This is a genomic window from Acinetobacter sp. 1125_18A (assembly GCF_052824985.1).
This window is the reverse complement of the sequence record NZ_VTDG01000003.1, coordinates 79,346-103,836: the sequence shown is the minus strand read 5'-3', so window position 1 is coordinate 103,836 and position 24,491 is coordinate 79,346. Positions and strand designations below refer to the sequence as shown.

At 36.2% G+C, this 24,491-nt stretch carries 25 protein-coding genes; 16 read left to right on the top strand and 9 right to left on the bottom strand.

Going from position 1 to position 24,491, the window contains the following annotated elements:
• Positions 1-83: 83 nt before the first annotated feature.
• The 8 genes from FY049_RS05990 (at position 84) to FY049_RS05955 (ending at position 8,101) form a co-directional block, all read left to right on the top strand.
• The gene (locus FY049_RS05990) at positions 84-719 is read left to right on the top strand and encodes a CDP-alcohol phosphatidyltransferase family protein (RefSeq protein WP_224963593.1); all 636 of its coding nucleotides are present in this window, start codon (positions 84-86) and stop codon (positions 717-719) included.
• A gap of 28 nt (positions 720-747) precedes the next feature.
• A complete protein-coding gene (locus FY049_RS05985; protein WP_446083358.1) occupies positions 748-2,496 on the top strand; it encodes a bifunctional alpha/beta hydrolase/class I SAM-dependent methyltransferase in 1,749 nt (582 codons plus the stop codon).
• Between the two features lie 543 nt (positions 2,497-3,039).
• Complete coding sequence (locus tag FY049_RS05980) at positions 3,040-4,398, top strand: phosphatase PAP2/dual specificity phosphatase family protein (protein WP_446083494.1); 1,359 nt, start codon at positions 3,040-3,042, stop codon at positions 4,396-4,398.
• Positions 4,395-4,823: a hypothetical protein gene (locus tag FY049_RS05975; protein WP_446083357.1), complete on the top strand. Its 429-nt coding sequence runs from the start codon at positions 4,395-4,397 to the stop codon at positions 4,821-4,823. Before FY049_RS05980 ends, FY049_RS05975 begins: the two co-directional genes overlap by 4 nt.
• A 318-nt stretch (positions 4,824-5,141) precedes the next feature.
• Complete coding sequence (locus FY049_RS05970; protein WP_004821804.1) at positions 5,142-5,882, top strand: lysophospholipid acyltransferase family protein; 741 nt, start codon at positions 5,142-5,144, stop codon at positions 5,880-5,882.
• A complete protein-coding gene (locus FY049_RS05965) occupies positions 5,879-6,823 on the top strand; it encodes a phosphatidate cytidylyltransferase (RefSeq protein ID WP_004719987.1) in 945 nt (314 codons plus the stop codon). The genes FY049_RS05970 and FY049_RS05965 overlap by 4 nt, the downstream gene beginning before the upstream one ends.
• 28 nt (positions 6,824-6,851) lie before the next feature.
• Entirely contained in the window at positions 6,852-7,433 is a 582-nt protein-coding gene (locus tag FY049_RS05960; RefSeq protein WP_056511459.1) for a hypothetical protein, read from the top strand.
• A gap of 131 nt (positions 7,434-7,564) precedes the next feature.
• Positions 7,565-8,101, top strand: a complete 537-nt coding sequence (locus FY049_RS05955) for a lytic transglycosylase domain-containing protein (RefSeq protein ID WP_446083356.1) — start codon at positions 7,565-7,567, stop codon at positions 8,099-8,101.
• Positions 8,102-8,223: 122 nt separating this feature from the next.
• Here FY049_RS05955 and cysK read toward each other — a convergent pair whose 3' ends face one another.
• Positions 8,224-9,222 carry a cysteine synthase A gene (gene cysK / locus FY049_RS05950; protein WP_154130056.1) on the bottom strand — a complete coding sequence of 333 codons (999 nt, stop codon included), beginning with the start codon at positions 9,220-9,222 and terminating at the stop codon, positions 8,224-8,226.
• A 232-nt stretch (positions 9,223-9,454) separates the two neighbouring features.
• Between cysK and plsB the strand changes: the two genes are divergently transcribed.
• Complete coding sequence (plsB, locus tag FY049_RS05945; RefSeq protein WP_446083355.1) at positions 9,455-11,656, top strand: glycerol-3-phosphate 1-O-acyltransferase PlsB; 2,202 nt, start codon at positions 9,455-9,457, stop codon at positions 11,654-11,656.
• A 155-nt stretch (positions 11,657-11,811) separates the two neighbouring features.
• Here plsB and FY049_RS05940 read toward each other — a convergent pair whose 3' ends face one another.
• Both FY049_RS05940 and FY049_RS05935 read right to left on the bottom strand, forming a co-directional pair.
• Entirely contained in the window at positions 11,812-12,492 is a 681-nt protein-coding gene (locus tag FY049_RS05940) for a class I SAM-dependent methyltransferase (protein WP_056511471.1), read from the bottom strand.
• Between the two features lie 29 nt (positions 12,493-12,521).
• Positions 12,522-13,151 (bottom strand): TetR/AcrR family transcriptional regulator, encoded by a 630-nt coding sequence (locus FY049_RS05935; protein ID WP_262781362.1) that lies wholly within the window; start codon positions 13,149-13,151, stop codon positions 12,522-12,524.
• A gap of 515 nt (positions 13,152-13,666) precedes the next feature.
• On the opposite strand from FY049_RS05935, the gene FY049_RS05930 reads away from it, so the two are divergent.
• Positions 13,667-14,908, top strand: a complete 1,242-nt coding sequence (locus FY049_RS05930) for an OmpP1/FadL family transporter (protein ID WP_056511476.1) — start codon at positions 13,667-13,669, stop codon at positions 14,906-14,908.
• A 193-nt stretch (positions 14,909-15,101) separates the two neighbouring features.
• Positions 15,102-15,347 carry a hypothetical protein gene (locus tag FY049_RS05925; RefSeq protein ID WP_446083354.1) on the top strand — a complete coding sequence of 82 codons (246 nt, stop codon included), beginning with the start codon at positions 15,102-15,104 and terminating at the stop codon, positions 15,345-15,347.
• Positions 15,348-15,442: 95 nt separating this feature from the next.
• Here FY049_RS05925 and FY049_RS05920 read toward each other — a convergent pair whose 3' ends face one another.
• Positions 15,443-16,201: a phosphodiester glycosidase family protein gene (locus FY049_RS05920; RefSeq protein WP_224963599.1), complete on the bottom strand. Its 759-nt coding sequence runs from the start codon at positions 16,199-16,201 to the stop codon at positions 15,443-15,445.
• 188 nt (positions 16,202-16,389) lie between these two features.
• Between FY049_RS05920 and FY049_RS05915 the strand changes: the two genes are divergently transcribed.
• Entirely contained in the window at positions 16,390-16,926 is a 537-nt protein-coding gene (locus tag FY049_RS05915; protein WP_004821822.1) for a lecithin retinol acyltransferase family protein, read from the top strand.
• Positions 16,927-16,983: 57 nt separating this feature from the next.
• Here FY049_RS05915 and FY049_RS05910 read toward each other — a convergent pair whose 3' ends face one another.
• Together FY049_RS05910 and FY049_RS05905 are read right to left on the bottom strand one after the other, a co-directional pair.
• Entirely contained in the window at positions 16,984-17,427 is a 444-nt protein-coding gene (locus FY049_RS05910) for an SRPBCC domain-containing protein (RefSeq protein ID WP_056511483.1), read from the bottom strand.
• Between the two features lie 108 nt (positions 17,428-17,535).
• The gene (locus FY049_RS05905) at positions 17,536-18,588 is read right to left on the bottom strand and encodes an aldo/keto reductase (protein WP_446083353.1); all 1,053 of its coding nucleotides are present in this window, start codon (positions 18,586-18,588) and stop codon (positions 17,536-17,538) included.
• Positions 18,589-18,692: 104 nt separating this feature from the next.
• On the opposite strand from FY049_RS05905, the gene FY049_RS05900 reads away from it, so the two are divergent.
• Positions 18,693-19,589, top strand: coding sequence for a LysR family transcriptional regulator (locus FY049_RS05900; protein ID WP_224963600.1), 897 nt, complete (start codon positions 18,693-18,695; stop codon positions 19,587-19,589).
• A 24-nt stretch (positions 19,590-19,613) separates the two neighbouring features.
• On the opposite strand, the gene FY049_RS05895 is transcribed toward FY049_RS05900, so the two are convergent.
• Positions 19,614-19,934: a pyrimidine/purine nucleoside phosphorylase gene (locus FY049_RS05895; protein ID WP_004719963.1), complete on the bottom strand. Its 321-nt coding sequence runs from the start codon at positions 19,932-19,934 to the stop codon at positions 19,614-19,616.
• A gap of 136 nt (positions 19,935-20,070) precedes the next feature.
• Complete coding sequence (locus tag FY049_RS05890) at positions 20,071-21,792, bottom strand: glutamine--tRNA ligase/YqeY domain fusion protein (RefSeq protein ID WP_224963601.1); 1,722 nt, start codon at positions 21,790-21,792, stop codon at positions 20,071-20,073.
• 168 nt (positions 21,793-21,960) lie between these two features.
• Here FY049_RS05890 and FY049_RS05885 point away from each other — a divergent pair, with 168 nt between their 5' ends.
• Positions 21,961-22,470, top strand: coding sequence for a peptidylprolyl isomerase (locus FY049_RS05885; RefSeq protein WP_004821835.1), 510 nt, complete (start codon positions 21,961-21,963; stop codon positions 22,468-22,470).
• 93 nt (positions 22,471-22,563) lie between these two features.
• Positions 22,564-23,286 (top strand): UDP-2,3-diacylglucosamine diphosphatase, encoded by a 723-nt coding sequence (locus FY049_RS05880; RefSeq protein WP_056511498.1) that lies wholly within the window; start codon positions 22,564-22,566, stop codon positions 23,284-23,286.
• A gap of 20 nt (positions 23,287-23,306) precedes the next feature.
• Here the strand turns inward: FY049_RS05880 and FY049_RS05875 are convergent, their stop codons facing one another.
• On the bottom strand, positions 23,307-23,594 hold the full coding sequence (locus tag FY049_RS05875; RefSeq protein WP_224963602.1) for a hypothetical protein: 288 nt from the start codon (positions 23,592-23,594) through the stop codon (positions 23,307-23,309).
• Between the two features lie 215 nt (positions 23,595-23,809).
• Here FY049_RS05875 and nfsB point away from each other — a divergent pair, with 215 nt between their 5' ends.
• On the top strand, positions 23,810-24,463 hold the full coding sequence (gene nfsB, locus FY049_RS05870; protein WP_224963603.1) for an oxygen-insensitive NAD(P)H nitroreductase: 654 nt from the start codon (positions 23,810-23,812) through the stop codon (positions 24,461-24,463).
• Positions 24,464-24,491 lie beyond the last annotated feature (28 nt).

The window sequence follows — 24,491 nt, the reverse complement described above, 5'->3', positions numbered from 1 at the left end:
AATTTAAATGGTGAAAATTAATACTTGTAAAATCATGGATAACTTGATTAAAATCCTGTCATATACCTTATATTACTAGAACAATGCCATCAATCTATCAATTAAAACCAGCATTTCAAAACTTACTGCGCCCTTTTGTTCAAAAGCTTTTTAATATCGGAATCACGGCAAATCAAGTCACCTTGTTAGCGATGTTTATATCGCTCGGTTTAAGTTTTTTTCTATACCAGTATTATCTGAATCATGCTGTAAATGGGTGGTTATTGCTCTTTCCCTTGTGGATGTTGCTACGAATGGCTTTTAACGCCATCGATGGAATGCTTGCTCGTGAATTTAAACAACAATCCAACTTAGGTGCATTTTACAATGAATTGTGTGATGTTATTTCGGACACAACCCTCTATCTATGCTTGATTGCTTTTGGCTTTATCAGTGCAAAATTACTGTTATTGATTGCTTTCCTTGCAATTCTAAGTGAATACACTGGTGTAATGGCGCCACTGATTGGGCAAGAACGTCGTTATGATGGCCCAATGGGAAAAAGTGACCGTGCATTTTGGTTTAGTTTAATCACAGTCATGATTGTCACCGTGCCATTATTCACTACAAATTTACAACTTCTCGGCTTAATCTGTAATGGCATACTCATTTTAATTGGTCTGCTGCTTAGTTTAACCATCTATAACCGAATTAAAAATAGCTTAAAAACAGCTTTATAAAACAGTTTCATATTTAGGGTAAATTCGTATGTATAACAACAGTCATCACACCTTTAAGAGTCATGATGGAACAGAATTGTTTTATCAACATTGGGCAACCAACTCACCAAGAGAAACAAAAAAAGCCATTCTTCTATTTCATCGCGGACATGAACATTCAGGACGTATGGCGCATTTGGTCAAGGAACTCAATTTAAGTGATTTTGATTTCTTTGCATGGGATGCCCGCGGTCACGGCGATTCCCCTGGTGAACGTGGTGATGCACCTAGCTTCTCTGCATGTGTAAAAGATATTCAATATTTTGTCCAACATATTGAAGAAAACTATGGTATCGACGCCAAGAATATTGCTGTGGTTGCACAAAGTGTAGGTGCGGTATTAGCCGCAACATGGGTACATGATTATGCGCCTAAAATTCGCGCCTTGTGTCTCGCTTCCCCTGCTTTTGATATTAAGCTTTATGTGCCATTTGCCGAGCCTAGTTTAAGAGTTATGGAAAAAATTCGCGGTAATTTTTTCATCCAAAGTTATGTTAAAGCCAAAATGCTGACCCATGATGAAGAACGTGCCCAAAGCTATGATACCGATCCTAAAATTGCTAAAGCCATTTCGGTGAGAATGTTGCTTGGGCTCTATGATGCTTCTAAGCGAATTGTTGCCGATTCACAAAACATCTTTTTACCAACTCAAGTGTTATGCTCAGGTTCAGATTTTGTGGTTTTTCAAAAACCGCAACGTGAGTTTTACCAAAAGCTTCCGCATCCTAAAAAAGAATTACATATTTTAGATGGCTTCTTTCACGATACTTTAGGTGAAAAAGATCGCCATATAGCAACAGAGAAAATACGCCGATTTATCCAGCAATGTTTTGCGGTTGAATATCAAGCTCCAGACGTTTTAAATGCGGACAAAATTGGTCCAAGTTGCGCTATAGCAGAAGATCTCAGTTCGCCATTACCCGCTAAATCAATTAAAAATGCATTTTGGGAAATCACCAAAAAGAATCTAAAAATTGGTAGCCATTTATCTAAAGGCTTAAAAATTGGTGAAGACACAGGCTATGACTCTGGAAGTACTTTAGATTTTGTCTATCGTAACCAATCTGAAAGTAGCAATCCTATTGGCAAAATCATTGACCGCCAGTATTTAAATGCGATTGGTTGGCGTGGAATCCGTGTTCGTAAACAAAACATTGAACATTTGGTTCAGAAATATGCAGATATTCTGATTAAAAAACGCAAACCATTGAAAATCATGGATATTGCATCTGGTCATGGACGTTATATTTTAGATGCTGTGGTTCAATTACCAAAACGACCAGATTCAATCTTATTGCGTGATTATAGCGATATCAATGTACAAGCTGGTCAGCAAATGATTGCAGCACGTGGACTGAATGACATTGCTGAATTTGTTCAAGCAGATGCATTTGATACACAGTCTTTGGCCTCTGTTAAACCAAAACCATCACTTGCTGTAGTTTCTGGTTTATATGAGTTATTTGCAGACAATGATTTGCTACGTCAATCACTTGAAGGCTTAAGTAAAGCAATCCTTAAAGATGGTTATTTGATTTATACCGGTCAAATTTGGCACCCACAGCAAGAATTTATTGCGCGTGCACTAACCTCACATCGTGAAGGTGATGCATGGGTAATGCGTTTACGCTCACAAGCGGAAATGGATGCACTTGTTGAAGCTGCTGGCTTTAAAAAGGTCGACCAATGTATTGATGAGTTTGGAATATTTACCGTCTCAGTCGCACAGAAACTTTGACACCATGTAATCAAGTTAGGATCAATCAAATGTGCAAGGATGCACACTTAACTTAGAAATGGATTAAAGAATATGTACACACTTGAAGATATGCGTAGATTTCCACTTTGGCCTAAAAACCAATTCCGTCTGAATTATGATGTAGATTTTGATGGTGATAATTATGAATGGCGTGAGTGTGTAACACATATTTTAAATGTATTAGAAAAAATTTATCCTATTAAGGTCATTTCAGAACCGCCTTTCGAACCATATGAAGATTTTATTGAACTTACATATTTAATTGGCGATGAAAAAATAACTATAGGAAATGATTTTGCATTTTCTACAATTTGGATTCAAGCAGATAGCGTAGAATTAGCTTTGGAAATTAAAAATATCCTTTCTCAAGAGGTTCCTCTACCTAAAGAAAGACTTTTAAAACCAAATCATTCGATAACTGAAATGAATACTCTATCTGATTCTGAATCACATATTACGGATAGAGAGATTGTTTCTGATTATTCTAAAAATCTCCAACCTTATCAACCTAATAAAATTTTTATGAGCAATAATCTAATCAAAGAAACAGGGACTTGGAAATGGGGCATACTTTGTTTAGTTTTTCTTGCGCCTTTCTTTTTCCTCACTTATGGCTTTGCAAATCAATATGCATCAGGTCTGAGTGATGTTCCAAGTATTGTCTTTGCTTGGGAAAAGCATATTCCACTTTGGGCTTGGACAATTGTACCGTATTGGTCAATTGACCTGTTTTACGGCCTCTCCTTATTACTTTGTTGGAACAAATTTGAGCTTAAACAACAAGCGCTTAGGCTATTTTTAGCGCAAGTCATTTCGATTAGTTGCTTCTTACTGTTTCCTTTAAAGTTTAGTTTTGAACGTCCACCTTTAGATGGTTTTTTCGGTCTATGGTTTGATATCCTCATGGGCTTTGATAAGCCCTTTAATCAAGCGCCCTCATTACATATTGTTTTGCTGATTATCCTTTGGGATTTCTATCGTCGCCATGTATTTGGGGCATGGAAACATGTGGTCGATTTTTGGTGTGTGCTGATTGGAATCTCTGTACTCACGACATGGCAGCATCATTTTATTGACCTTCCCACTGGAATACTGGTTGGCGCTTTATGCTTATGGTTATTTCCAATTTCAGTAAAATCCCCATTTAGAAAAGATGGACTGCAACTGTTAACAGCAAAGCATTTAAAGCTTGGTAGTTATTACCTTTGTGGCTCAGTGATTTTCTTTATCTTAGCATACGAGTTTAGACCTTGGGGATTGTGGCTAATTTACCCCGCTGTGAGTCTATTTATCGTTGCACATAGCTATAGTTTTGTACGTCCACATTTTTTTCAAAAACAAGAAAATGGTAAAATGACGGTTGCTGCGCAAATACTGCTTGCGCCTTATTTAATCTTTGCTTGGCTTAATAGTCGTATTTGGACCAAAAAGCATCCCGAAGATTCTTTTATCATTCAACATGAACTTAAAAAAATCTATATTGGAAGAATTCCAGTACAACAAGATCACCACCAATACAATGCAATATTTGATTGTGTTGCTGAGTTACCCCTAAATCATGCAACGGCATATCAGCAATATCTCAGTCTAGATTTGATTCCATTACAAGCCAATCAGCTTGAGTTTGCCGTAGCACGATTAAATGATTTGATGTCGAAGCTTGAACACAGCTCTACCCAAAATATTCTGATTTTTTGTGCCTTAGGTTATTCAAGAAGTAGCGCTGTACTCACTGCTTGGCTGATTCAACAAAACCAAGATGCCAATATTGATGAAATGGTAAGCATTATTCGTAAAGCTCGCCCTTGGGTGGTATTAAAACAAGCCCAACTGGAAGAATTAGAAATTTACCATCTAAAACTGAAAGGTTTAGCGCCATGAAAATGAATTTTTATGTGGTTGCGCAACTGTTATCAGCAACCACAGCTATATTGCTTTCAGGTTATTTGGCTTTTGCGTTATCTATTTTTGCCATCCTGTTCAAAGGCTGGCAATCCATTGAGTTTTGGACGTTCATTGTCATTACATTGTTATTATCTGGGTTTCATCACTATCTCTCATTTCGAGTTAAGTTTGATACTCAACTCATTAAAATGATTGCACGAGAATCACAAACTGAATCTATTGAAAACTTAACCCTGCAATTTGATCAAACCCTAGTGAGTATGAAATTGATGTCCGCATCTAAAGCAGAACGTGATTGGTCACAGCGTTTTGCAGGATGCTTTAAACTTTTAAAACTTCAAATTGCTTTATTATTGATACAATATCTGGTTTTAATAATTTTGATTTCTAGAGTTATTTAAAGCTATTTTAACCTCAACTGATACAGTTTTAGCTGCTATATTCAATTGGTATCGTATGATGGTTTGAATCGTCTTAAATCAAGGAAATTCTCAGCTTCTCAGCAGTGAAGATCTTGAAATGCTATAAAATTCTTCTATGATTCAAAAAAAAGAAATGATAAATTTATAAAAGGAGACCAAGCTTTTTACTTTTTATTCAAAACTAAGGTTGGTTATATTTTTATTTTAGTCACTTAAAAAGTAGAATTTTGTACTTTAATCACCCTATTATACAGCTTGCCCCACAATAAAATGCTTCAATATCAATCGGCTTAGAGAATGAATCAACTACCTGAACAACGTTCCGAACAAGATAAAGAGTCATACAATAAACCGTCTTTAGAGCAAAAGACTCAACACTTAGATTCATCTAATGGAAATTTAGCATCACACTCTATTGCTCGCTTTATCGCATTTTTGACACGCCGTGGCGCACGACTCTTAACTGGTGCTCGTAGCTTGTGGGTTGGTTGTCAGCCTGAGATGAAACAACGTATTTACTATGCCAATCACAATAGTCATATCGACTTTATCTTATTGTGGTCCTCACTTCCCAAACTGATGCGTCGTAAAACTAAACCTGTTGCTGCTTCAGATTATTGGCTGAAAGATGGCTTTAGACAATTTTTAATTAAAGACACCTTTAATGGTGTTACCATTCAACGTAATCGCGAAGATAATGCAGACCCTTTACAACCTGTGAAAGACGCTCTTGCTCAGGGTTATTCCATTATTTTTTTTCCTGAAGGTACTCGAAATCTTGATGATGATCTTGAGCTATTGCCTTTTAAAAGTGGCCTCTATAACTTACATAAACAATTTCCTGAGATTGAGATTGTCCCTGTTTGGATTTCAAATCTAAGACGTGTCATGCCAAAAGGTTCTTTTGTTCCTTTGCCTTTACTGTCTACCGTATGCTTTGGCTTTCCTTTAGAACAACATTTAGAAATGGATAAAGCCACATTTATAGATTATGCACAGAAGCAGCTATTACAATTAAAAGAGGTTGAGAATCAATGATTTTAGATAATCTAAATAAAACCTATCTTTTATTTGGTATTTTTGCGGGAATTTTAGTTTTTGCATCTAGCGTGGGCTTTATTCTCAAGCAAAAAGCTGGGCAAAAACCCTCATCAGTGATTGATAATTTAAACGCACGAATCAATGCTTGGTGGGTGATGTTGATCGTCATTGGCGCAGCAATCCTATTGGGTCAAACTGCATTTATTATCTTATTTGGGATTATTTCCCTGTTTGCTCTACGAGAATTTACCAGTCTATTGCCGACACGGCGTGGTGATTATTTCCCTTTACTTATCGCCTTTTATTTTGTTATTCCCTATCAATATTATTTGATCTATATCGACTGGTACGGCTTATATTCAATTTTTATTCCACTTTATGTATTTTTACTGATTCCAATAGCCAGTCTAAAACAAGAAGATACCAAACACTTCCTTGAACGTAGTTCTAAAATTCAATGGGGACTCATGGTCTGTGTTTTCTGTATTTCCCATGTTCCTGCATTACTCAATTTAAAACTAAATGGTTTTAAAGGTGAACCGATTTGGTTAGCAATCTGGCTGATTATGGTTGTTCAAGCATCCGATGTTTTGCAATATGTCTGTGGTAAGCTTTTTGGAAAGCACAAGGTTGCACCGGTCTTGTCACCATCAAAAACAGTTGAAGGCTTAGTGGGTGGTATTGTTTTAGCCACAGCTTTAGGTGTTGCTATGGCATGGCTTACTCCATTTAGCTATCTACAAGCTGCATTGATAGGACTGGTTGTGTGTATCTTTGGCTTTTTCGGTGGTTTGGTAATGTCTGCCATCAAACGTGACCGTGGTGTCAAAGATTGGGGACAGTTGATTCATGGTCATGGTGGAATGTTAGATCGGATTGATTCTATCTGCTTTTCTGCACCCATCTTCTTTCATATTTTAAGATATTGGTGGAGTTAGTGAATAAACATGATTGTGAGAGATATAGATGAATTACAAAATAATATTTACAATGCTCTGTGTAGGTTTTGGTCTGCAAGGGTGCAGTTTATTTAATCAGTCTGAATGTAATAATCAACAAGTGACTGATCGTGTAAAAAAACTCTACTCAAGTCAGGTAAATATCAATTTTGGATCAAAATTAAATCAACTTACTCAACAATTTAATCCAAATGCAAACACAACAACAAAAACCATACCTTCTATAGAAGGAATCACTTTAACTAAAATAAAGCGATTAAATCTGGAAAAATTACAGGCTGATAAAGACAATCAGGATTCACAAAATCTAATCGATTTGATTACTGATCGCTTTGAAGGTGCGCAATATATTTGCCAAGGTGTAATTCAACAAGAGATTAGCACCAATGTACTTGCTGATATGACCAAAGAACTTTCAGGTGAAAACTCAAATGTGATTGAAGGAAATAAATTAAATATTCCAGTAATTTATGCTCTGTACCAGCACAATGGAAATCAACAATTTGAAGTCCAATATACTGCTCAGAATCCATTGCATTTAATGTTGGCAATAATGTTACAGAAAAAACAAGCAAAAATGACGAAATAACGCCTAAATAGCAAGCAACCAGAAGCTTAAGATACAAATCACGAATAAATCTACCAATTTTCATAGATTGACAGGTTTAAATCAGCTACTTAACATCAGGGCAATCTTGGATACATAGCATTGGTTTTATTTTGAATTTTCAGTATCAGTTAAAAATAATTTTTACAGTGGGCTTAACACTTGCGATCACAGCATGTTCGTCTTTGGGTGGTGGCTCTGTGCAAAAACGTGCTGCTAAACTTTCGACTGGAATCCAAAAAGCCTATTCTGTCTCTCCCGATGTTGCCAATCGTGTATCCCCAATGATTGTACAAAGTGCGGATCAGTATGATGTAGATCCTTTACTGATTGCAGCGACCATACGTCAAGAATCAAGCTATCGGAGTTATGTCACCTCTCCATCTGGTGCTGTTGGGCTTACCCAGATCATGCCGCGTTATTGGCAACAAGCCTGCCCTGGTGATTTGTTTGATGAATATACCAATGTGCGCTGTGGCACCATGATCTTGGCTAAATACAATCAAAGTGCAGGAAGCTGGAAAAAAGCTTTAGCCTACTACAATGTTGGACCCACAAATTACCAATCAAACCGTAAAATGAAACGTCAAGGTAAACGATACGCGAAACAAGTCAAACAACATGAAAAACAGTTAAAGTCTTCTTTATAGAGATTTAAGAATAGAAACTGAATATCAATAAAATAAACCCACTCTTGCAGATACTTGAGCGGGTTTATTTTTTAGTCTATGACAATAATACACAGCATAGATATAGACGATTTAATTTAAACTTAATCTGCTGAAATATCTTCAAACAAAACGGAAGACAAATAACGTTCACCCGCATCTGGAAGAATCACCACAATGGTTTTACCTGCATTTTCAGGACGAGCAGCTAATTGTGCTGCAGCAGCTAAAGCCGCACCACTAGAAATACCGACAAAAATACCTTCTTGAGTGGCACTTTGACGGGCAAAATCAATCGCTTCTTGGTTGTCGATAGCAATAACTTCATCAACTAAATCTAAATCCAAGTTTTTCGGAATAAAGTTTGCACCAATCCCTTGGATCTTATGTGGCCCAGGCGTTAAAGTTTCACCACGTTTGGTTTGTCCAATAATTGGTGAATCTGCGGGTTCTACAGCAACGGAGTAAATCGCTTGCTGCTTGACCTTTTCAAAATAACTTGAAATACCTGAAATGGTACCGCCAGTTCCGACACCAGCAACAAGGATATCGACTTTACCACCAGTGGCTGCCCAAATTTCCGGACCAGTTGTTGTCTCATGTATTTTAGGATTGGCTGGGTTTTCAAATTGTTGCGGTAAATAATATGTTTCAGGTTGTTCAGTTGCTAAACGTACTGCCTCATCAACTGCGCCTTTCATACCTTTTGCGGGCTCAGTTAAAATTAAATTTGCACCCAACGCTTTTAATACTTTACGGCGCTCTATACTCATACTTGCTGGCATAGTTAAAGTGATGGCATAACCTTTTGCCGCTGCTACAAATGCCAATGCAATACCAGTATTCCCGCTGGTTGGTTCTACAATATGCATGCCTTTTTTCAAAAGCCCCTTCGCCTCTGCATCTGCAATAAGTGCAGCACCAATTCGATCTTTAACAGAAAAAGCAGGATTACGACTTTCAATTTTTGCTAAGACCGTTGCGCCACCTGTAATAAGACGATTGATACGAATAAGTGGTGTATTCCCAATTGCCTCAGCATTATTAGAATAAACAGCAATACCTAAGTTTTCAGTTGCTGGAAAATTTGGATCTGTAGACATGACCTTTCCTTGAATTTAAATGAATTTATATTAATCTATCATAATGCTTTTCTATGAAACTTTGATATTGAGTAACTGAATTTAATTATACCAATATCGAAATAGTTTATTGATAAAAATCATAAGTTTAGTTTTTAGGCAAAGTGTTTGACCGATTTGTCGTCAAATCAAACTATATATTTGTATATTATTTCAAGCATAATAACGATATGACTCATATTTAGAGAATATTATGGCAAGCAATGCTTATCAAAAATTTTATCGTCAATTTACAAAAAAAATCTTAGATAAAATCGTCAGCCCACAAGTTTTAGGCGATACAAAAACTCTTGAAAATACAGTTAATGATCCAAACACAGCTAATTTTCCGATTTGCTATGTCATTCAAGATGACTCAACTTCAAATAAAGTCTTGATCGACAATGAAACAGAAAAAAGAAAACTCAGCCCTGCTTTTGCGCCACTTAATCTAGGGGCAGATTATCAGGAAGATGATCGTTTTATCACTTTAGAACCAACCAAAAGCAATGCTTCTGCATACTACCCAGATAAAATTATTCGCTTAGTCGAATATTTATTGAAACATCCTGAGCAAGATGTGCTTTTAGTACCAACAACGATTTTATGGGGACGTGCACCAGAGAATGAAGATAGCTGGTATAAAGCATTGATGACCGATGCTTGGGCTAAACCAACGGGCATTAAACAAGCACTCAACATTACCCTGTATGGCCGTAATAATTATATTGAATTCCATCAAGCAGTTTCTTTACGCCAGTTAATTAACTCAGCCATTGAACTCACACCCAATTTTTCACCAGCACACTATGTGGTGACTGAGCTCAATAAACAATTTAATGGCTATAAAGAAGCAATTCTTGGTCCTGATATTTCAGATCGTCGCAATGTGATTAACAAACTCATGCTGAGTGATGCGGTCAAAGAAGCCATTCTCAATGAAAGCATTCATAAAAAAATCAGCATCAATGAAGCCGAAGCACTCGCGCATAAATACCTCGATGAAATCGTTTCTGATTTTTCTTATTCGACCTTACGCTTTGCTGAAATTGCTTTAACTAAATTGTGGACCCAGCTCTATGACGGTATCGAAGTACATAATTTCGATACGGTTCGTGAACTTGCCAAAGATTATGAAATTGTCTATACCCCTTGTCATCGTAGCCACATTGACTATTTGTTATTGTCTTATGTGATTTATAACCGTGGCTTGATGGTTCCCCATATTGCAGCAGGCATTAATTTAAATATGCCTGTGGTTGGGCAACTGATGCGTGGTGCAGGTGCATACTTTATTCGACGTAGCTTTAATGGTAATGCGCTTTATACCGCTGTCTTTAAAGAATATATCTACAGTATGCTCAATCGAAATACACCGATGGAATACTTTATTGAAGGTGGTCGTTCTCGTACTGGACTTTTATTGCCGCCTAAAAAAGGGATGCTCGCAATGACCATCCAAAGTTATTTGCGTGGGAATAGTAAACCGATTGCCTTTATTCCGACTTACTTTGGATATGAAAAACTGATCGAAGGCAGTTCATACATAAAAGAGCTGGGTGGGCAGAAAAAACAAGCTGAATCACTATTTGGACTACTTAAATCTATTCAAAAAATTGAAAAAGTCTTTGGTGTTGTCCATGTCAATTTAGGTGAACCGGTTTTCCTTGAAGAGATCTTAAAAAAGAACAATGCTCCACAACGTGTTGCTTTGCATGAAGAGATACCTGAGTCTGTTAAAGCCACGGTCAATGATGTTGCATTTGATATTTTGGAAAATATCAATAAAGCCGTGGTGATTAATCCTATTAGTTTGATTTCTCTGGTCTTGTTAAATGCACCAACGCATGCTTTGGCAGAGCGTGAAGTATTGGTACGTTTAGAACAATTCCGTAATCTACTCAAACAGCATCGTTATGATGAGCGTATGCAAATCACTGAGCTTTCCAACACAGAAATCATTCAATATGCCATGAAGCTTAAACAAGTTGAATTGATTGAGCATGATAATGAACGTTGGGTGAAAGTCAGTGATATACAGGTGGGCCTGCTTAAGTATTTCAGTAATAACATTCTGCACACGTTTATACTGCCAGCACTCATTGCTAAAGTATTGCGCGTTGAAACAGAGCAGCAGCTGTTTGAGATTTCAAAATCTGATTTATATACCCAAGTCATCGAACAATACCCACTTATTCAAAAAGCCTTCTTTTTAAAATGGGATGAATCTGAGATTGAGAGTGAAATCACACAAATTGTTGATTATTTTGTTGCTGAGAAATTAATCACACTTGAAGCAGATCAAAGCATTAAGATTTCAAATGCAGATCCTAAAATTCGTTTACTTTCAGCCTTTGCTCATTTGTATGATGTCAATGTTGTGAAAGAACCTGAAAAAGAAAGCAAAGAGAAATAATCTTTTAAGCTTTGACGGTGATCCGCAATAAAAAAGTTCCTTCAACCATTTGGATAAGGAACTTTTTTTATAAGCGTATATAGCTCATAGAAATATGACTAATTGATTTACTTTAAAGCAAAAAATGATTTTTAGTTATTACTTAGACGTTTTTCTTAGTCCGTTTTAAATGCAATAAAACCATGATAATTCAATACTTGAGCAAAGTTTTCCACACGCTTAAAACCTGCTTGCAAATACAAAGCGCTCATTTCATCAACAGAAATTAAAGCAAAATCTTGTTCAATACGATCTGCCATAAGTTGCGCCTGTTTTTCTGTTAATCCTGTTGCTAAACTCAGATTTTTTAAAGCTTGTAATTGTTTGGCATTCGAAATTTCCATCAATTCATAACTTAAACATAGACCAGTACTGCTTAGGTGATTTGCAATATCTTTTAAAAATTGTGCTTTTGCATCAACTGGAACAAAATGTGAAACCAAGATAGCCAAAACCACATCAAAATTCTCATCGACTTGTTTAAGAACAGATGTATCACCTTGCACAAACTGAATTCGAGAACAAAGCCCTAAATCTGCTATATGTTGTTTGGCTTTATCAATCATATTTGCTGCAGGATCGATTGCTGTAAAATTCCAATGAGGAAATTGCTCAGCCAAATATTGCAGTTCATAACCTGTACCACATCCCACAACTAAAATCTTCGCTTGAGTCGATACATAGCTCTTTAATACAGCATGGACTTGTAAATGTATCAGTTCATAACCGGGAATTAATTTACGAATATGTACATCATATCCTTCAACTACAACTGGATTATTAAAGTCCTTTGCCATTTCTTTAAGCCTTGCAATGATGATTAATATTATTCCTGAGGATGTTTGACTTTCACTGCTTGTAAACAAAAATCAGCGATTTGTTTTACAAAATACTCTTTATAACTTTTATCAAAACGCTTGGTCTTGGCGATACTTAAAGGTTCAATCACAACAAAAGTCATTGCACCCACGATGCACAATGCGGTGGTGTTTAGATCCTCAAAAATAAACTCGCCTGAATGACGTCCTTCGATCAAAATTTTTATAATACTTTCTTTAATCAATTGCTTACTTTGAAAACGTTCTAACTCAAATTGAGGATCGACAGGTTCAAATAATAAAGAATAAGACAGTCGAGGGCTGTTCATTGCCCTTTTTACAAAGGTTGTAACGGCGCGATCTAGTTTTTCTAGCGCGCTGAGTTGGGTATGTGCAATATCATTGAGAATATTGACTTCGATATGAATCGCCGCATTTAAAACTTCAATCAGTACCTGATTTTTATTTTCAAAATAACGGTAGACCAGACCACTTGATACGCCTGCCCGATCCGCAATCGCTTGAATTTGTGCATCTTTAAATCCTCCTTGTGCAACCAGTTCTCGTGCAGACAATAAAATCATCTCGCGGTTCTGTTGCATTTTCTCTTCCATGACAGAGGATCTTTTATAGTTCATAGCGATACGTAAATTCCATTCCAAATAAACTGGCAGCGAATAGTTTACCCTGTTGGTACTACAAGGTAATTCAGATTAAATACTAATAAATTTTGCAGCAATAAGCTATCTACCCAGATCGCTTCATTCAATATTTAATAAATCATTGATCAACTTAGTTATCTTGTTGAGGTTATTTTGTACTATTGCTGATCTATCAATTCCTGATCAATCAAAGCAGTCATTTTAAATTAATTCGGTTGGAAAATAATCTTTTTTAAATCAGCGATTGATCCTTCAATATTCATCAATGATCTAAGGCAACTTCTTAAGACAATGCACATATGAATTGTCCGATAATCCCCCCTTAAATTGGTCATTACACCCCTTTATTAAATCCAGTAAAAATGATTCACTAAAATCATAAAGCTTTCAGATAAAACTTAAATAAACTAATAGCTTAACTTCTATTATTCACTATAGTTTTGTCTGAATTTTATATGCGAAATAAAAAAAACATTCAAGGAAAGAAAAGCATGAAAACTCAATCACTCATTCTCAGTATCCTCAGCATTTTACCCACTGCTTATACTCATGCAGCCGCGATGGATCAATCTGGTCAATCGATACTGGCGTTTCTTGAAGACAAGAATTATTTCGAAGCCGGTATTGCCACAGTTGACCCGAAAGTATCAGGTAAAGTTCGAAATCGACCTGATTTAATCAATGCAGGCAGCAATGATTTGAGTACAGGTGATATGGCACAATCATATCAATACTATAATGCAGCATTAAAACTGCAAATTGCGCCAAAAGTTTCCTTTGGGCTCATCTATGATCAACCTTATGGTGCTGCAATCGAATATCCTTTACGTAGCAATAATACCTTCTCTGATACTGAAATCAGTATGAAAGGTACCCTTGCGGATGTTGATACTCAAAATATTGCGATGCTATTTGGTTTTCAGCCAGATGCTCATTTTAACCTCTACGGCGGTGGCGTATACCAGACAGTCAAAGGCAAAGTGTCTTTACGTGGTAATTCGATGAGTGTGTTTAATGGCTATGATGCTAACTTTAAACAAGATAGTGCTGTTGGATGGCTTGCTGGTGCTGCTTTTCAGATTCCTGAAATTGCTTTAAAGGCAGCCGTGACTTATCGTTCTAAAATTAAGCACAAAATAGATGCTCAAGAAACCATTTTTGGACAACCTTTAGCATTCACTCCTGATAAAGATACAGAAATCAACACGCCACAATCGGTAAATTTAGATTTTCAAACAGGTGTTTATAAAGATACGCTGGCATATTTAAATGCGCGTTGGGTAAATTGGAAAGATTTTAAAATCCGTCCAACACAGTTTGGCGCACTCACTGAACTGGCAACAGCTGAGTTAAGCCAAGGCCTATATGCTGGTGGATTTAATCTGGATGACTATCAGAAAGACCAATACAGCATCACTGTTGGTTTAGGACATCAATTTACACAAAAATGGGCTGCGTCGGCTGATGTTTCATGGGATTCTGGTACTGGAAATCCTGCTTCTGTATTGAATCCTACCAAAGGCGGTTGGGGCTTAGGGTTGGGTGTTCAATACAACCCTGCTGACAATTACTTTATCGCAGGAGGCATCAAATATATTTGGATTGGTGATGCCACAGCACAAGATGGTACCTATTACATTCCGGTACCTGGTGCTTCAGAAATTGCCCAACAAGGCGATTATCGAGACAACAATGCCATAGGCTATGGTTTAAAAATAGGTTACCGTTTCTAATGCTCAATGCATGATCTTGTTAAAATTATTTTTTAGCGTAGACTTCATTCTAGTGTATATACTTGAGAATGAAGTCTTTTTCTTTTTATTCAAAGACAAATTCATTTTTTCGTCATTTGTATACGCTATAAATTTTAATGATCAATATGAATAAACCTCAGTAAAAAACCAACTTAAATTAAAGGATCAGAATATGAAATTATTACGTTTAATTCCAATTCTCGCTTTAGGCACTATCTTAACCGCATGTGGTGGTATGCCAAAGGAATGTGAAGAATCTTGGAAGCATATGGAAGACTTGGCAAAACAAAGTGGCATTCCTGAAGATTCACTAAAAGAACAGAAGAAAGCCTTTGAAGAAGAAATTAAAAAGTTATCTAAAGATGATGCTATTCAAGCCTGTAAAGCGCAGTCTTCAATCATTGGTATGGTTAAGTAATTTATCCTTGATCTACAAAAAATGGATGCTTCTATTTGCAGGCATCCATTTTGATTTAACCTATAAATCATAAGCAAAACTTTAATTTTTACATTTTAATCGTCACAATTTTTTGCTTCACTATAAATAAACATTGGGCCTAAATCATAAGTCTGATCATTCCTTTTCACTTGTGGAATGAATGCACTTGAAATTGAACCATCTAAATATAAAGCTTGATCTGTTTTAAGCTGCGTCTTAAAAATATCAGCAAAATTATAAAAATTAATTTTTCCACGACTTATCACAAAATACAGTTGATTATTTTTAATTCCCACCCCATTGCGAACTTTTAATGAATCTGAGTTTTTAACGAAAATTGGATTGATCTCACCATTGATCAATAACATTGGACCAGATTGTGTAGCATAGCGAGCTTTAAAATTAGATTTAAGATATTGCTCTGTGGTTTTAATCACAGCTTGCTTATTGTTCCAAGCAACCACACCATTGGGTTGTATAAAAAAATTACCGAATTTGTTTTTTTGTTGGTTTAATTCTATCTGTTGTTTACCTTGTTCAATGTACAAGCCTACTGGTGCAAAATTAGGGTGATACATTCCTGCATTCATGGCAAAACTGATCTGGCATTTTTTACGCTCTTTTTGCACAGCTGCGAACTTTTTATAGATTTGCCCTTGTTGGTTTTTTAAAAATAGTTGTAGCTGATCTAGATCATCGATACGAACAGCATCTGCGATCACCTTCTTGTTTTTGATTATTTTGATATAGTCAGTATTGGCATTGACTTGAAAGGAAAGTGCACTCAATCCCATCATGCTTATCAGCGCATATACCCCAGTTTTCAAATTCATAACATCCCCATTCAAAGTGTTATATTTTATCGTGTGATCTATTGAATAATGAAGGCTAATTAGCACTTTTAATGCATTTTTTTACTTAATTATCACTTTAAGGGCTATCAAATTCATTTTGCATGGTTATAATCAAACTATCCTTTCAATTAAATACATGTGTACACTTTATTTGAACTGAGTGGAATATGCAGACAAAACAAATAGCTAAATACCCTTTAGGTGCGCATTTAATCGTCAAACATTTTGGCTATAGCCATCATGGAATCTATGCTGGAAAAGGTCGTGTTATACATTATTCTGGGCTGGCACATTTTGTAAAAAAACGCCCAATCGAAATCACTTCACTTGAAAAATTTTCACATGGTAAAGTGATCCGTGTCCGTTACTATGATCAACCTAAGTTTTCTGGTCGTCATGTAGTTCGACGTATGCGTACACGCATGAACGAAAACAGCTATCATTTGATTATCAATAATTGTGAACATCTGTGTAGTTGGGCAATTACAGGGGTTGAAAGTAGCCCTCAAGTGGTAAAAATGATGAACCGTTTAACCACGATTGGCTATATCAGTTCAATCATGACCTATATGAATGGCTTATTTTTAACAGTTGCAACCACCTGTTTTGCTTTGGTTTTATATATAAAAATGAAACTCAGGGCTCAGTCAAAATTAAAACTTCCAACCTATTTATCACTTAAAGAACAACAGCCTAAAAAGTAAAATACTCAACTAGGTTGTTCACATGACGTTAAGCAAAGCCCTGATTTTAAATCACCATTAAAATGGTGGAAATTTGTCTTCAACCAATTTGAGTTCTAATCCGTGTTCCAAATAAGCTTTTAAACCATCCAGCACTGTGGTGAATCCCCCAGTTGCATCTATAATAAATTGAATCAGTTCAGAGCCTTGCAACGAAATATCGTAATTTCTAATTTTTAAATAGGTGTGCTCGGGGCTGATTTCTTCAAATATAAAATCTACCGATGTTTTGGGTTCACCCCAAGTAATTTGAATCAATTTATTTTCAATAATGTTAAATACCATAACCTTTGAGCTGACTTGATACTTATCCCAACTCCATTGCACAATTTTGCCTTCTTTTAGGGGTCCTGTAGAACGACTAAACCAGAATTTTGAAGTAATTTCAGGGTCAATAAATGCATTAAAAACCGCAGAGACGGGTTTACGAATTAACATTTGAGTTTCAATGGTTGGATTCATTCTTATTACTCTTCTAAGCTTATATAGAACTATATGGATAACAAAGTGATACTGATAACATAAGTGCTATGTAATCAGTATCATGTTTTTGTTAACAAATTTAACGAATTAGTTTTGAATAAGTGATGATTCAACAATGCTCTGATAGCGCTCTGAAAATTGACCATTCCAATACGGGTAATATGGATATGCTGGATGAACCGCACTGACTTGATTTAAACGCTGTAATTGTGAATCCGTAAGCACTAGATCTTTTGCGATTAGATTATCTTGCAGTTGTTGTCGATTTCGAGCACCAATCAGTACAGTAGACACTGTAGCTCGTGTTAACAGCCATTTTAAAGCAATTTGTGGGACTGAATATCCCGTGTCTAATGCAATCTGTTTTAATGCGTCTATCACTTGATAGAGATATTCTTCGTTTACAGGTGGCGCAAATTGTGCTGTTTCATGTAAGCGACTATTTTCAGGCAAAGGATGATCACGATCAAACTTACCTGTCAAACGTCCCCATCCCAAAGGACTCCACACAACAGCACCTATATGCTGATCATGATTTAAAGGCATCAGTTCCCATTCATAATCCCGACCTATCAATGAATAATACACCTGATGTGCCACTATTTTTTCATAACCATAACGATCTGCAATCGACTGCGCCTTCATCAATTGCCAGCCTGAAAAATTAGATGCCCCGATATAACGAACTTTTCCACTTCGGACCAATTCATCTAAAGTTTTCATAAGCTGATCTAGCGAAGTAAAGCTATCAAACTGATGTAACTGTAAAACATCGATATAGTCTGTATTTAAGCGTTTTAACGATTGTTCTACTGCATGAATTAAATAATGACGACTCAATCCGACCTGATTCACTTGCTGATTGGTACGAAGCGCAACTTTAGTTGAAATAATCGCATTGTGCCGATAAGGCGCTAATGCAATTCCAAGCATTTTTTCAGATTCACCGCCTGAATACACATCGGCAGTATCAAAGAAATTAATTCCTGCATCTATACATGTGGTAATCATTTGATTGGCTTCTTTCTGCCCTGCTTGTCCCCATGCAGAAAATAGAGGACCTTTTCCTCCAAAGGTTCCAGCACCGAATCCCAACTCAGATACTTTTAAACCAGAATTGCCTAAAAAATTATATTTCATGATCATTCACCTTGATTGAATAATGTGTTTCATCACAAAATAACAACTTGGTATTATTTTAAAAATCAGGATAATGAGGAATTACTTTTTCGATTTTATGGAAAATGAATACACAAGACTTCCAATTCTTCTTACGTGTCGCAGATTTAGGTTCAATCAGCCAAGCGGCAAAAGAAGCCAATATTGCAGTTTCAGTGGCAAGTCAACGAGTGCAAAGGCTTGAAAATCAGCTCAGTCTTAAACTCTTTTATCGTACGACACGGAAACTAAGTCTGACCGAAGAAGCCAAAATATTGATTGAGCAAGGACGACCACTTCTCGATAATTTCCAGACATTAACCGAAAATTTAAAGCTTCAAGATCAAAAACTTTCAGGAAGCATCAATATCACAGCTTCCGCAACCTTTGGTACACAGATACTGGTTCAGGTTATTGCTGAGTTTTTAAAACAACACCCTGAATTATTAATCAATTTAGATTTAAATGACCAAAATGTAGATCTTATTACCAAAGGTATGGATCTTGCGATTCGCATTGGCAAACTACAAGATTCTTCTTTCATCGCAAAACCATTATCTATCAATAAACGCTTACTTTGTGCTGCACCTGAATATCTCGCTAAATTTGGTATCCCCAAACGTTTAGAAGATTTACAACAACATCGTTGTATCGTGCAGCGTCATCAACAAGGCATCAGCAATACATGGAACTTTCTGGATCACAGTAACCAAAATAGAAGATTAGATATCCAGGTAAATGGCTATTTTATTACCAACTCAGGCGAAGGGATTCGTCAGGCATCTTTGGCAGGGCTCGGCATATCCAATCACTCGCTTTGGCATGTCAAAAACGATTTAGATTCAGGAGAACTGGTTCATGTGCTTCCTGATTTAAGGGTAGAACCCACTGCTATTTATGCTGTTATTCCAGATAAAAAATTAATCTCTGATAAAGTAAAAGTTTTTATTGAGTATTTACAGGATTACTTTAAAGAATTCTAATGATGATTTGGCTAACGTTATCTGTTATTCCAGATGACAAACATAATCTACAACTTCGCTGGATTGCAGACTAAAACGGCTATTTGCAGGAACAGTAAAAGACTCTCCAGAACTGTAAACTTCCATTTCTTCTTGATCTGCTATCCGAACCAAGCATTTTCCAGAGACAATCTCAATGCGCTCAGTCACATGAGTTTCAAAAGTTAAAGGTTTCTCTGTGGGTAAAATTACCCCCAATGTTTTCTTCGAACCATCTTTGCATTCGATAAGATAACTGATTGATCGCCCTTTATAATGAATATTAGGTTTAATATGGACCGTAACAAAATCAAATTGGGAAGACATATATTTGTCCTGATTATTATTTGTGCATTTACTATATCGCTTTTCTATAGCATTCCTCAATCAATTTTCAATAGCATAAAAAAAACCTAGCCGAAGCTAGGTCTTAAATCATGATTTTATTCAGGATTGAATAAAATTATTTACCCGGTTTAAAGCTATCTTTCAAATCTAAGACACGGTTAAACACAGGTTTATCTGCTGTATGATCATATTGATCCGCAACAAAATAACCCTCACGCTCAAACTGGAACCGATCTTCTGATTGCGCTTGAGCCAAAGCAGGCTCGATCACCGCTTGAAGTACCGTTAAAGATTCTGGATTTAAATTTGCCAAGAAATCATCATCTGCATCTGGTGCAGCTTCGGTGAATAAACGATCGTAAACACGAACCTCAGCAGGAATCCCTTTCGACGCAGAAACCCAATGAACAACACCTTTCACTTTACGACCTTCTGGGTTTTTACCTAAAGTTTCAGGATCAATTGAACATTTCAACTCGATCACTTCGCCATTGGCATCTTTAATCACTTCATCACACTTGATCACATAAGCATGACGTAAACGTACTTCACCCTCAGGAACTAAACGTTTAAAACCTTTTGGTGGAACTTCTTCAAAGTCTTTACGATCAATAAAGATTTCAGAGGTTAAAGGAATAATACGATCGCCCATATCTACATTTGGATGACGTGCATGGCTTAAATCCAAATCTGCTGGCAAGTTGGTCAAAGTCACTTTTAATGGATTTAAAACAGCCATACCACGTGCTGCTGTATTTTCAAGAGATTGACGAATACAGAACTCAAGCATAGCCACATCAACGATACCATCTGTTTTAGACACGCCTACACGCTTACAGAACTCACGTAACCCTTCAGGGGTAAAACCACGACGACGCATGCCCACCACAGTTGGCATCCGTGGATCATCCCAGCCATGAACATAGTTACCTTCTACCAATTTACGTAATTTACGTTTAGAGGTAATCGTATAATCTATATTTAAACGGCTAGATTCATACTGACGTGGAACTGATTGTGAATGTACTTTCTCAACCACCCAATCATAAAATGGGCGATGGTCTTGAAACTCTAAGGTACATAATGAATGGGTAATCCCTTCAATCGCATCTGACAATGGATGAGCATAGTCATACATTGGGTACATTTTCCATTTATCACCAGTTTGGTGATGTTCTGAATGAAGTACACGATATAGAATTGGATCACGCATATGTACATTTGGTGAGGTCATATCAATTTTGGCACGTAATACTGCTTCACCCTCAGCCAATTCACCATTGTTCATTTTTTCAAAACGAGCAAGATTTTCTTCAATAGATGCATCACGATAAGGTGAGTTTTTACCTGGCTCGACAAAATTACCACGGTTAATTCTAATTTCTTCTGGGCTTTGTAGATCTACATAAGCATCGCCCTGTTTGATCAACTGAACTGCCCAAGTATGTAATTGGTCAAAATAGCTTGATGCATAGCGAGGTTCGCCATTCCACTCAAAACCTAACCATTTTACGTCATTGGCAATACCATCAACATATTCTTGTTCTTCAGCATCTGGGTTGGTGTCATCAAAACGCAAGTTACACAAACCATCGTATTCTTGAGCGATGCCAAAATTTAAGCAAATAGCCTTTACATGACCAATATGGAGATAACCATTTGGCTCAGGTGGAAAACGTGTAACAACTTTTTGTGTACGGCCCGCTGCCAAATCCTCTGTAATGACTTGGCGTACAAAATCTAAGCCCGCTTGTTGTTCTTGCTGCGCATTATCGACAGGGCTTGGACTATTTGTCGGGTTTTTTGGCAGTTCTGAAACAACATCATTTGGCTTCATAGTTGATAAATCACTTCTAAAAGTTAAAATTGAATATAGAAAATGTGATTTTATCCTTTTTTAACAAAAGAATTTCACATTTTTACTTGCTATGTAGTTTACAGTTTGCTTATGCTTCTCTCAACCAAAAACCCATGACATTTTTAGTCATGATTAGGAGATTATAGAATGAGTTTTCCTCAAGTCGAATTAAACACCAACAAAGGACGCATTGTTCTTGAACTTAACTCTGAAAAAGCACCAAAAACTGTTGCTAACTTTTTAGAATATGTTCGTGATGGTTTTTATGATGGCGTAATCTTCCATCGTGTTATTGACGGTTTCATGATCCAAGGCGGTGGCATGGATGAAAACTTCAAAGAAAAAACCACACGTGATTCAATTGAAAATGAAGCGGACAATGGTTTAAGCAATGACGAAGGTACGATTGCGATGGCACGTACTCAAGCACCTCACTCTGCTTCTGCACAATTCTTTATCAACGTAAAAAACAACTCTTTCCTTAACCATACAGGTAAAACTGCTCAAGGTTGGGGTTATGCAGTATTTGGTAAAGTGACTGAAGGCTTAGACATCGTTGAAGCAATCAAAGGTGTTCGCACGGGTAACCGTGGTTATCATGCTGATGTTCCTTTAGAAAACATTGTGATTGAATCTGCAAAAATTATCTCTGAATAATTTATAAATCCTCCCGAAGCTGACTTTTAAATAAAGGAATACTGTTCCCTTTACAAAGCAAGCTTGGGAGGAGTTATTAAATAGGAAAAATAAGTGACCTATCTGTTTATCGCTGATTTACATTTGTCACCAGAACACCCTCGACTGGTTCGAGGGTTTTTTGATTTATTAGAACACTATAAATATCAAAATACGCAACTGTTTATTCTCGGTGACTGGTTTAATGCTTGGATTGGGGATGATTATACTGCGCCTTGGTTAGATGAAATTATTGAGCATCTAAAACAATTTTCCTTGCAAGCTGGTAATCAAATTTATTTTCAAGTGGGTAACCGTGATTTTGCCTTAGGGCAAACATTTTTAAATCAGTTTAATGGAAAATTACTTCCTGAATTTTATACATTTAACATTGGTAATAAAAAATTTCGTCTTGAACATGGCGATGCTTTATGTACCGATGATATTTCTTATCAACGATTTAAAAAAATTATTCGCAATCCGATTGTATTGGGACTTTTAAAAAGCACCCCACTTGGTTTTAGACAAAAACTTGCCAATGGTTTTCGTAAAAAAAGCCGTGAATCTCAACAAAATAAATCCTATGAAATTATGGATGTTAACCAGCAAGCTGTTGAAAAAGCAGTTAATAATGTCGATCTGTTGGTTCATGGTCACACCCATCGCCCTGAAATTCATGATGTAAATGGTAAAGCTAGAATTGTTTTAGGGGATTGGCGTGAAAAAACATCTGAAGCAATGATTTTAGAAGTGGATGAAATAGGAAAATGGCAATTTATAAAATGGCGAATCCGTTAAAATCTATATAACCTTGCATATTATTTTTCAATAAAACACTTTATTTTTTCAGTATTAATAATATTTTCAATAAAATTTTGAATATTTTTTAAATTTACTTTGTCAATCACAACTAAATTTTCTTCAAAAAAATAATTATATTCACTTAAATCATCTTTAATCGTTTGCTCTAGACGAACAGGATCATAAAAAGTAAAAAAATAACTTTTTTCTGAAATATCGATCATCACTATTAACCAACCTTTCTTTTCATATTCCCATTCGTAATCATGAAAATCTTGCGGTAAATGAATATAATATGCCGTCATGTTTCCCTCTCCAATTTTTAATTATCATCTTGTTATACAATCACTTTTATCGATTTAATATTTATTTCAAACTAGCATTTCAATTTTTTTAACTTTCTCAATTTTGCATATTTATTGCACAAAATTTTATAATTCATGACAATTCTATTCGCTATAAACTCACATAATAAGAATATAATAAATTTTATTTTCAAATATTTCTATTAGGTTTAAAGATGGACTTATTAACCGTTTCAAAAACACGTTACACCACAAAAGCTTATGATTCTTCTAAAAAGATTCCTCAAGCACAATTTGCACGTTTACTTGAAATCCTGCGTTTAACCCCATCGTCAATCAATATCCAGCCTTGGCATTTTTTTATTGCTGACAATGATGCAGCTAAACAACGTATTGCTAAAGCCTTAGTCGGAAAATATAGCTATAACGCACCAAAGGTTTTAGATTCATCACATATGATTTTATTCTGTACCAAAGCAGATATTACAGAACAGCACCTGAGTAATTTACTTCAGCAGGATGATCTCAGTGGCCGCTTTAAAGATGACAAGGCTAAGCAAGGTCAAAAAGACAGTCGTACAGGCTATGTCTCTTATTATCGCAATGAAAAAGGTGATATTCAGCGCTGGGCGGAAAATCAAACCTTTATCGCACTGGGTCAAATGCTATTAGCTGCAGGTATTGAAGGTATCGATGCAACGCCAATCGGTGGTTTTGACGAAGATATTCTGACTGAAGAATTAGGCTTAATTGAAAAGAATTTGGTCCCGTCTGTGATTATGACACTCGGTTATCGTAGTGATACTGACTTTAATGCAAAATTGCCCAAGTCTCGTTTAACCCAAGAAGAAGTCTTTACTCGTCTATAACGTTTAAAGTGCTTGCTTCCACTCAATA

Bases quoted from the DNA above. Each gene is read 5' to 3' on its own strand.
- FY049_RS05885 (WP_004821835.1), top strand. From the start codon at position 21,961: ATGAGTTTTCCTCAAGTCGAATTAAACACCAACAAAGGACGCATTGTT.
- FY049_RS05900 (WP_224963600.1), top strand. From the start codon at position 18,693: ATGAATACACAAGACTTCCAATTCTTCTTACGTGTCGCAGATTTAGGT.
- FY049_RS05985 (WP_446083358.1), top strand. From the start codon at position 748: ATGTATAACAACAGTCATCACACCTTTAAGAGTCATGATGGAACAGAA.
- FY049_RS05935 (WP_262781362.1), bottom strand. From the start codon at position 13,151: ATGAACTATAAAAGATCCTCTGTCATGGAAGAGAAAATGCAACAGAAC.
- FY049_RS05940 (WP_056511471.1), bottom strand. From the start codon at position 12,492: ATGGCAAAGGACTTTAATAATCCAGTTGTAGTTGAAGGATATGATGTA.
- FY049_RS05920 (WP_224963599.1), bottom strand. From the start codon at position 16,201: ATGAATTTGAAAACTGGGGTATATGCGCTGATAAGCATGATGGGATTG.
- FY049_RS05905 (WP_446083353.1), bottom strand. From the start codon at position 18,588: ATGAAATATAATTTTTTAGGCAATTCTGGTTTAAAAGTATCTGAGTTG.
- FY049_RS05930 (WP_056511476.1), top strand. From the start codon at position 13,667: ATGAAAACTCAATCACTCATTCTCAGTATCCTCAGCATTTTACCCACT.
- cysK (WP_154130056.1), bottom strand. From the start codon at position 9,222: ATGTCTACAGATCCAAATTTTCCAGCAACTGAAAACTTAGGTATTGCT.
- nfsB (WP_224963603.1), top strand. From the start codon at position 23,810: ATGGACTTATTAACCGTTTCAAAAACACGTTACACCACAAAAGCTTAT.
- FY049_RS05890 (WP_224963601.1), bottom strand. From the start codon at position 21,792: ATGAAGCCAAATGATGTTGTTTCAGAACTGCCAAAAAACCCGACAAAT.
- FY049_RS05915 (WP_004821822.1), top strand. From the start codon at position 16,390: ATGCAGACAAAACAAATAGCTAAATACCCTTTAGGTGCGCATTTAATC.
- FY049_RS05965 (WP_004719987.1), top strand. From the start codon at position 5,879: ATGATTTTAGATAATCTAAATAAAACCTATCTTTTATTTGGTATTTTT.
- FY049_RS05875 (WP_224963602.1), bottom strand. From the start codon at position 23,594: ATGACGGCATATTATATTCATTTACCGCAAGATTTTCATGATTACGAA.
- FY049_RS05925 (WP_446083354.1), top strand. From the start codon at position 15,102: ATGAAATTATTACGTTTAATTCCAATTCTCGCTTTAGGCACTATCTTA.
- FY049_RS05910 (WP_056511483.1), bottom strand. From the start codon at position 17,427: ATGAATCCAACCATTGAAACTCAAATGTTAATTCGTAAACCCGTCTCT.
- FY049_RS05980 (WP_446083494.1), top strand. From the start codon at position 3,040: ATGAGCAATAATCTAATCAAAGAAACAGGGACTTGGAAATGGGGCATA.
- FY049_RS05975 (WP_446083357.1), top strand. From the start codon at position 4,395: ATGAAAATGAATTTTTATGTGGTTGCGCAACTGTTATCAGCAACCACA.
- FY049_RS05895 (WP_004719963.1), bottom strand. From the start codon at position 19,934: ATGTCTTCCCAATTTGATTTTGTTACGGTCCATATTAAACCTAATATT.
- FY049_RS05960 (WP_056511459.1), top strand. From the start codon at position 6,852: ATGAATTACAAAATAATATTTACAATGCTCTGTGTAGGTTTTGGTCTG.
- FY049_RS05970 (WP_004821804.1), top strand. From the start codon at position 5,142: ATGAATCAACTACCTGAACAACGTTCCGAACAAGATAAAGAGTCATAC.
- plsB (WP_446083355.1), top strand. From the start codon at position 9,455: ATGGCAAGCAATGCTTATCAAAAATTTTATCGTCAATTTACAAAAAAA.
- FY049_RS05990 (WP_224963593.1), top strand. From the start codon at position 84: ATGCCATCAATCTATCAATTAAAACCAGCATTTCAAAACTTACTGCGC.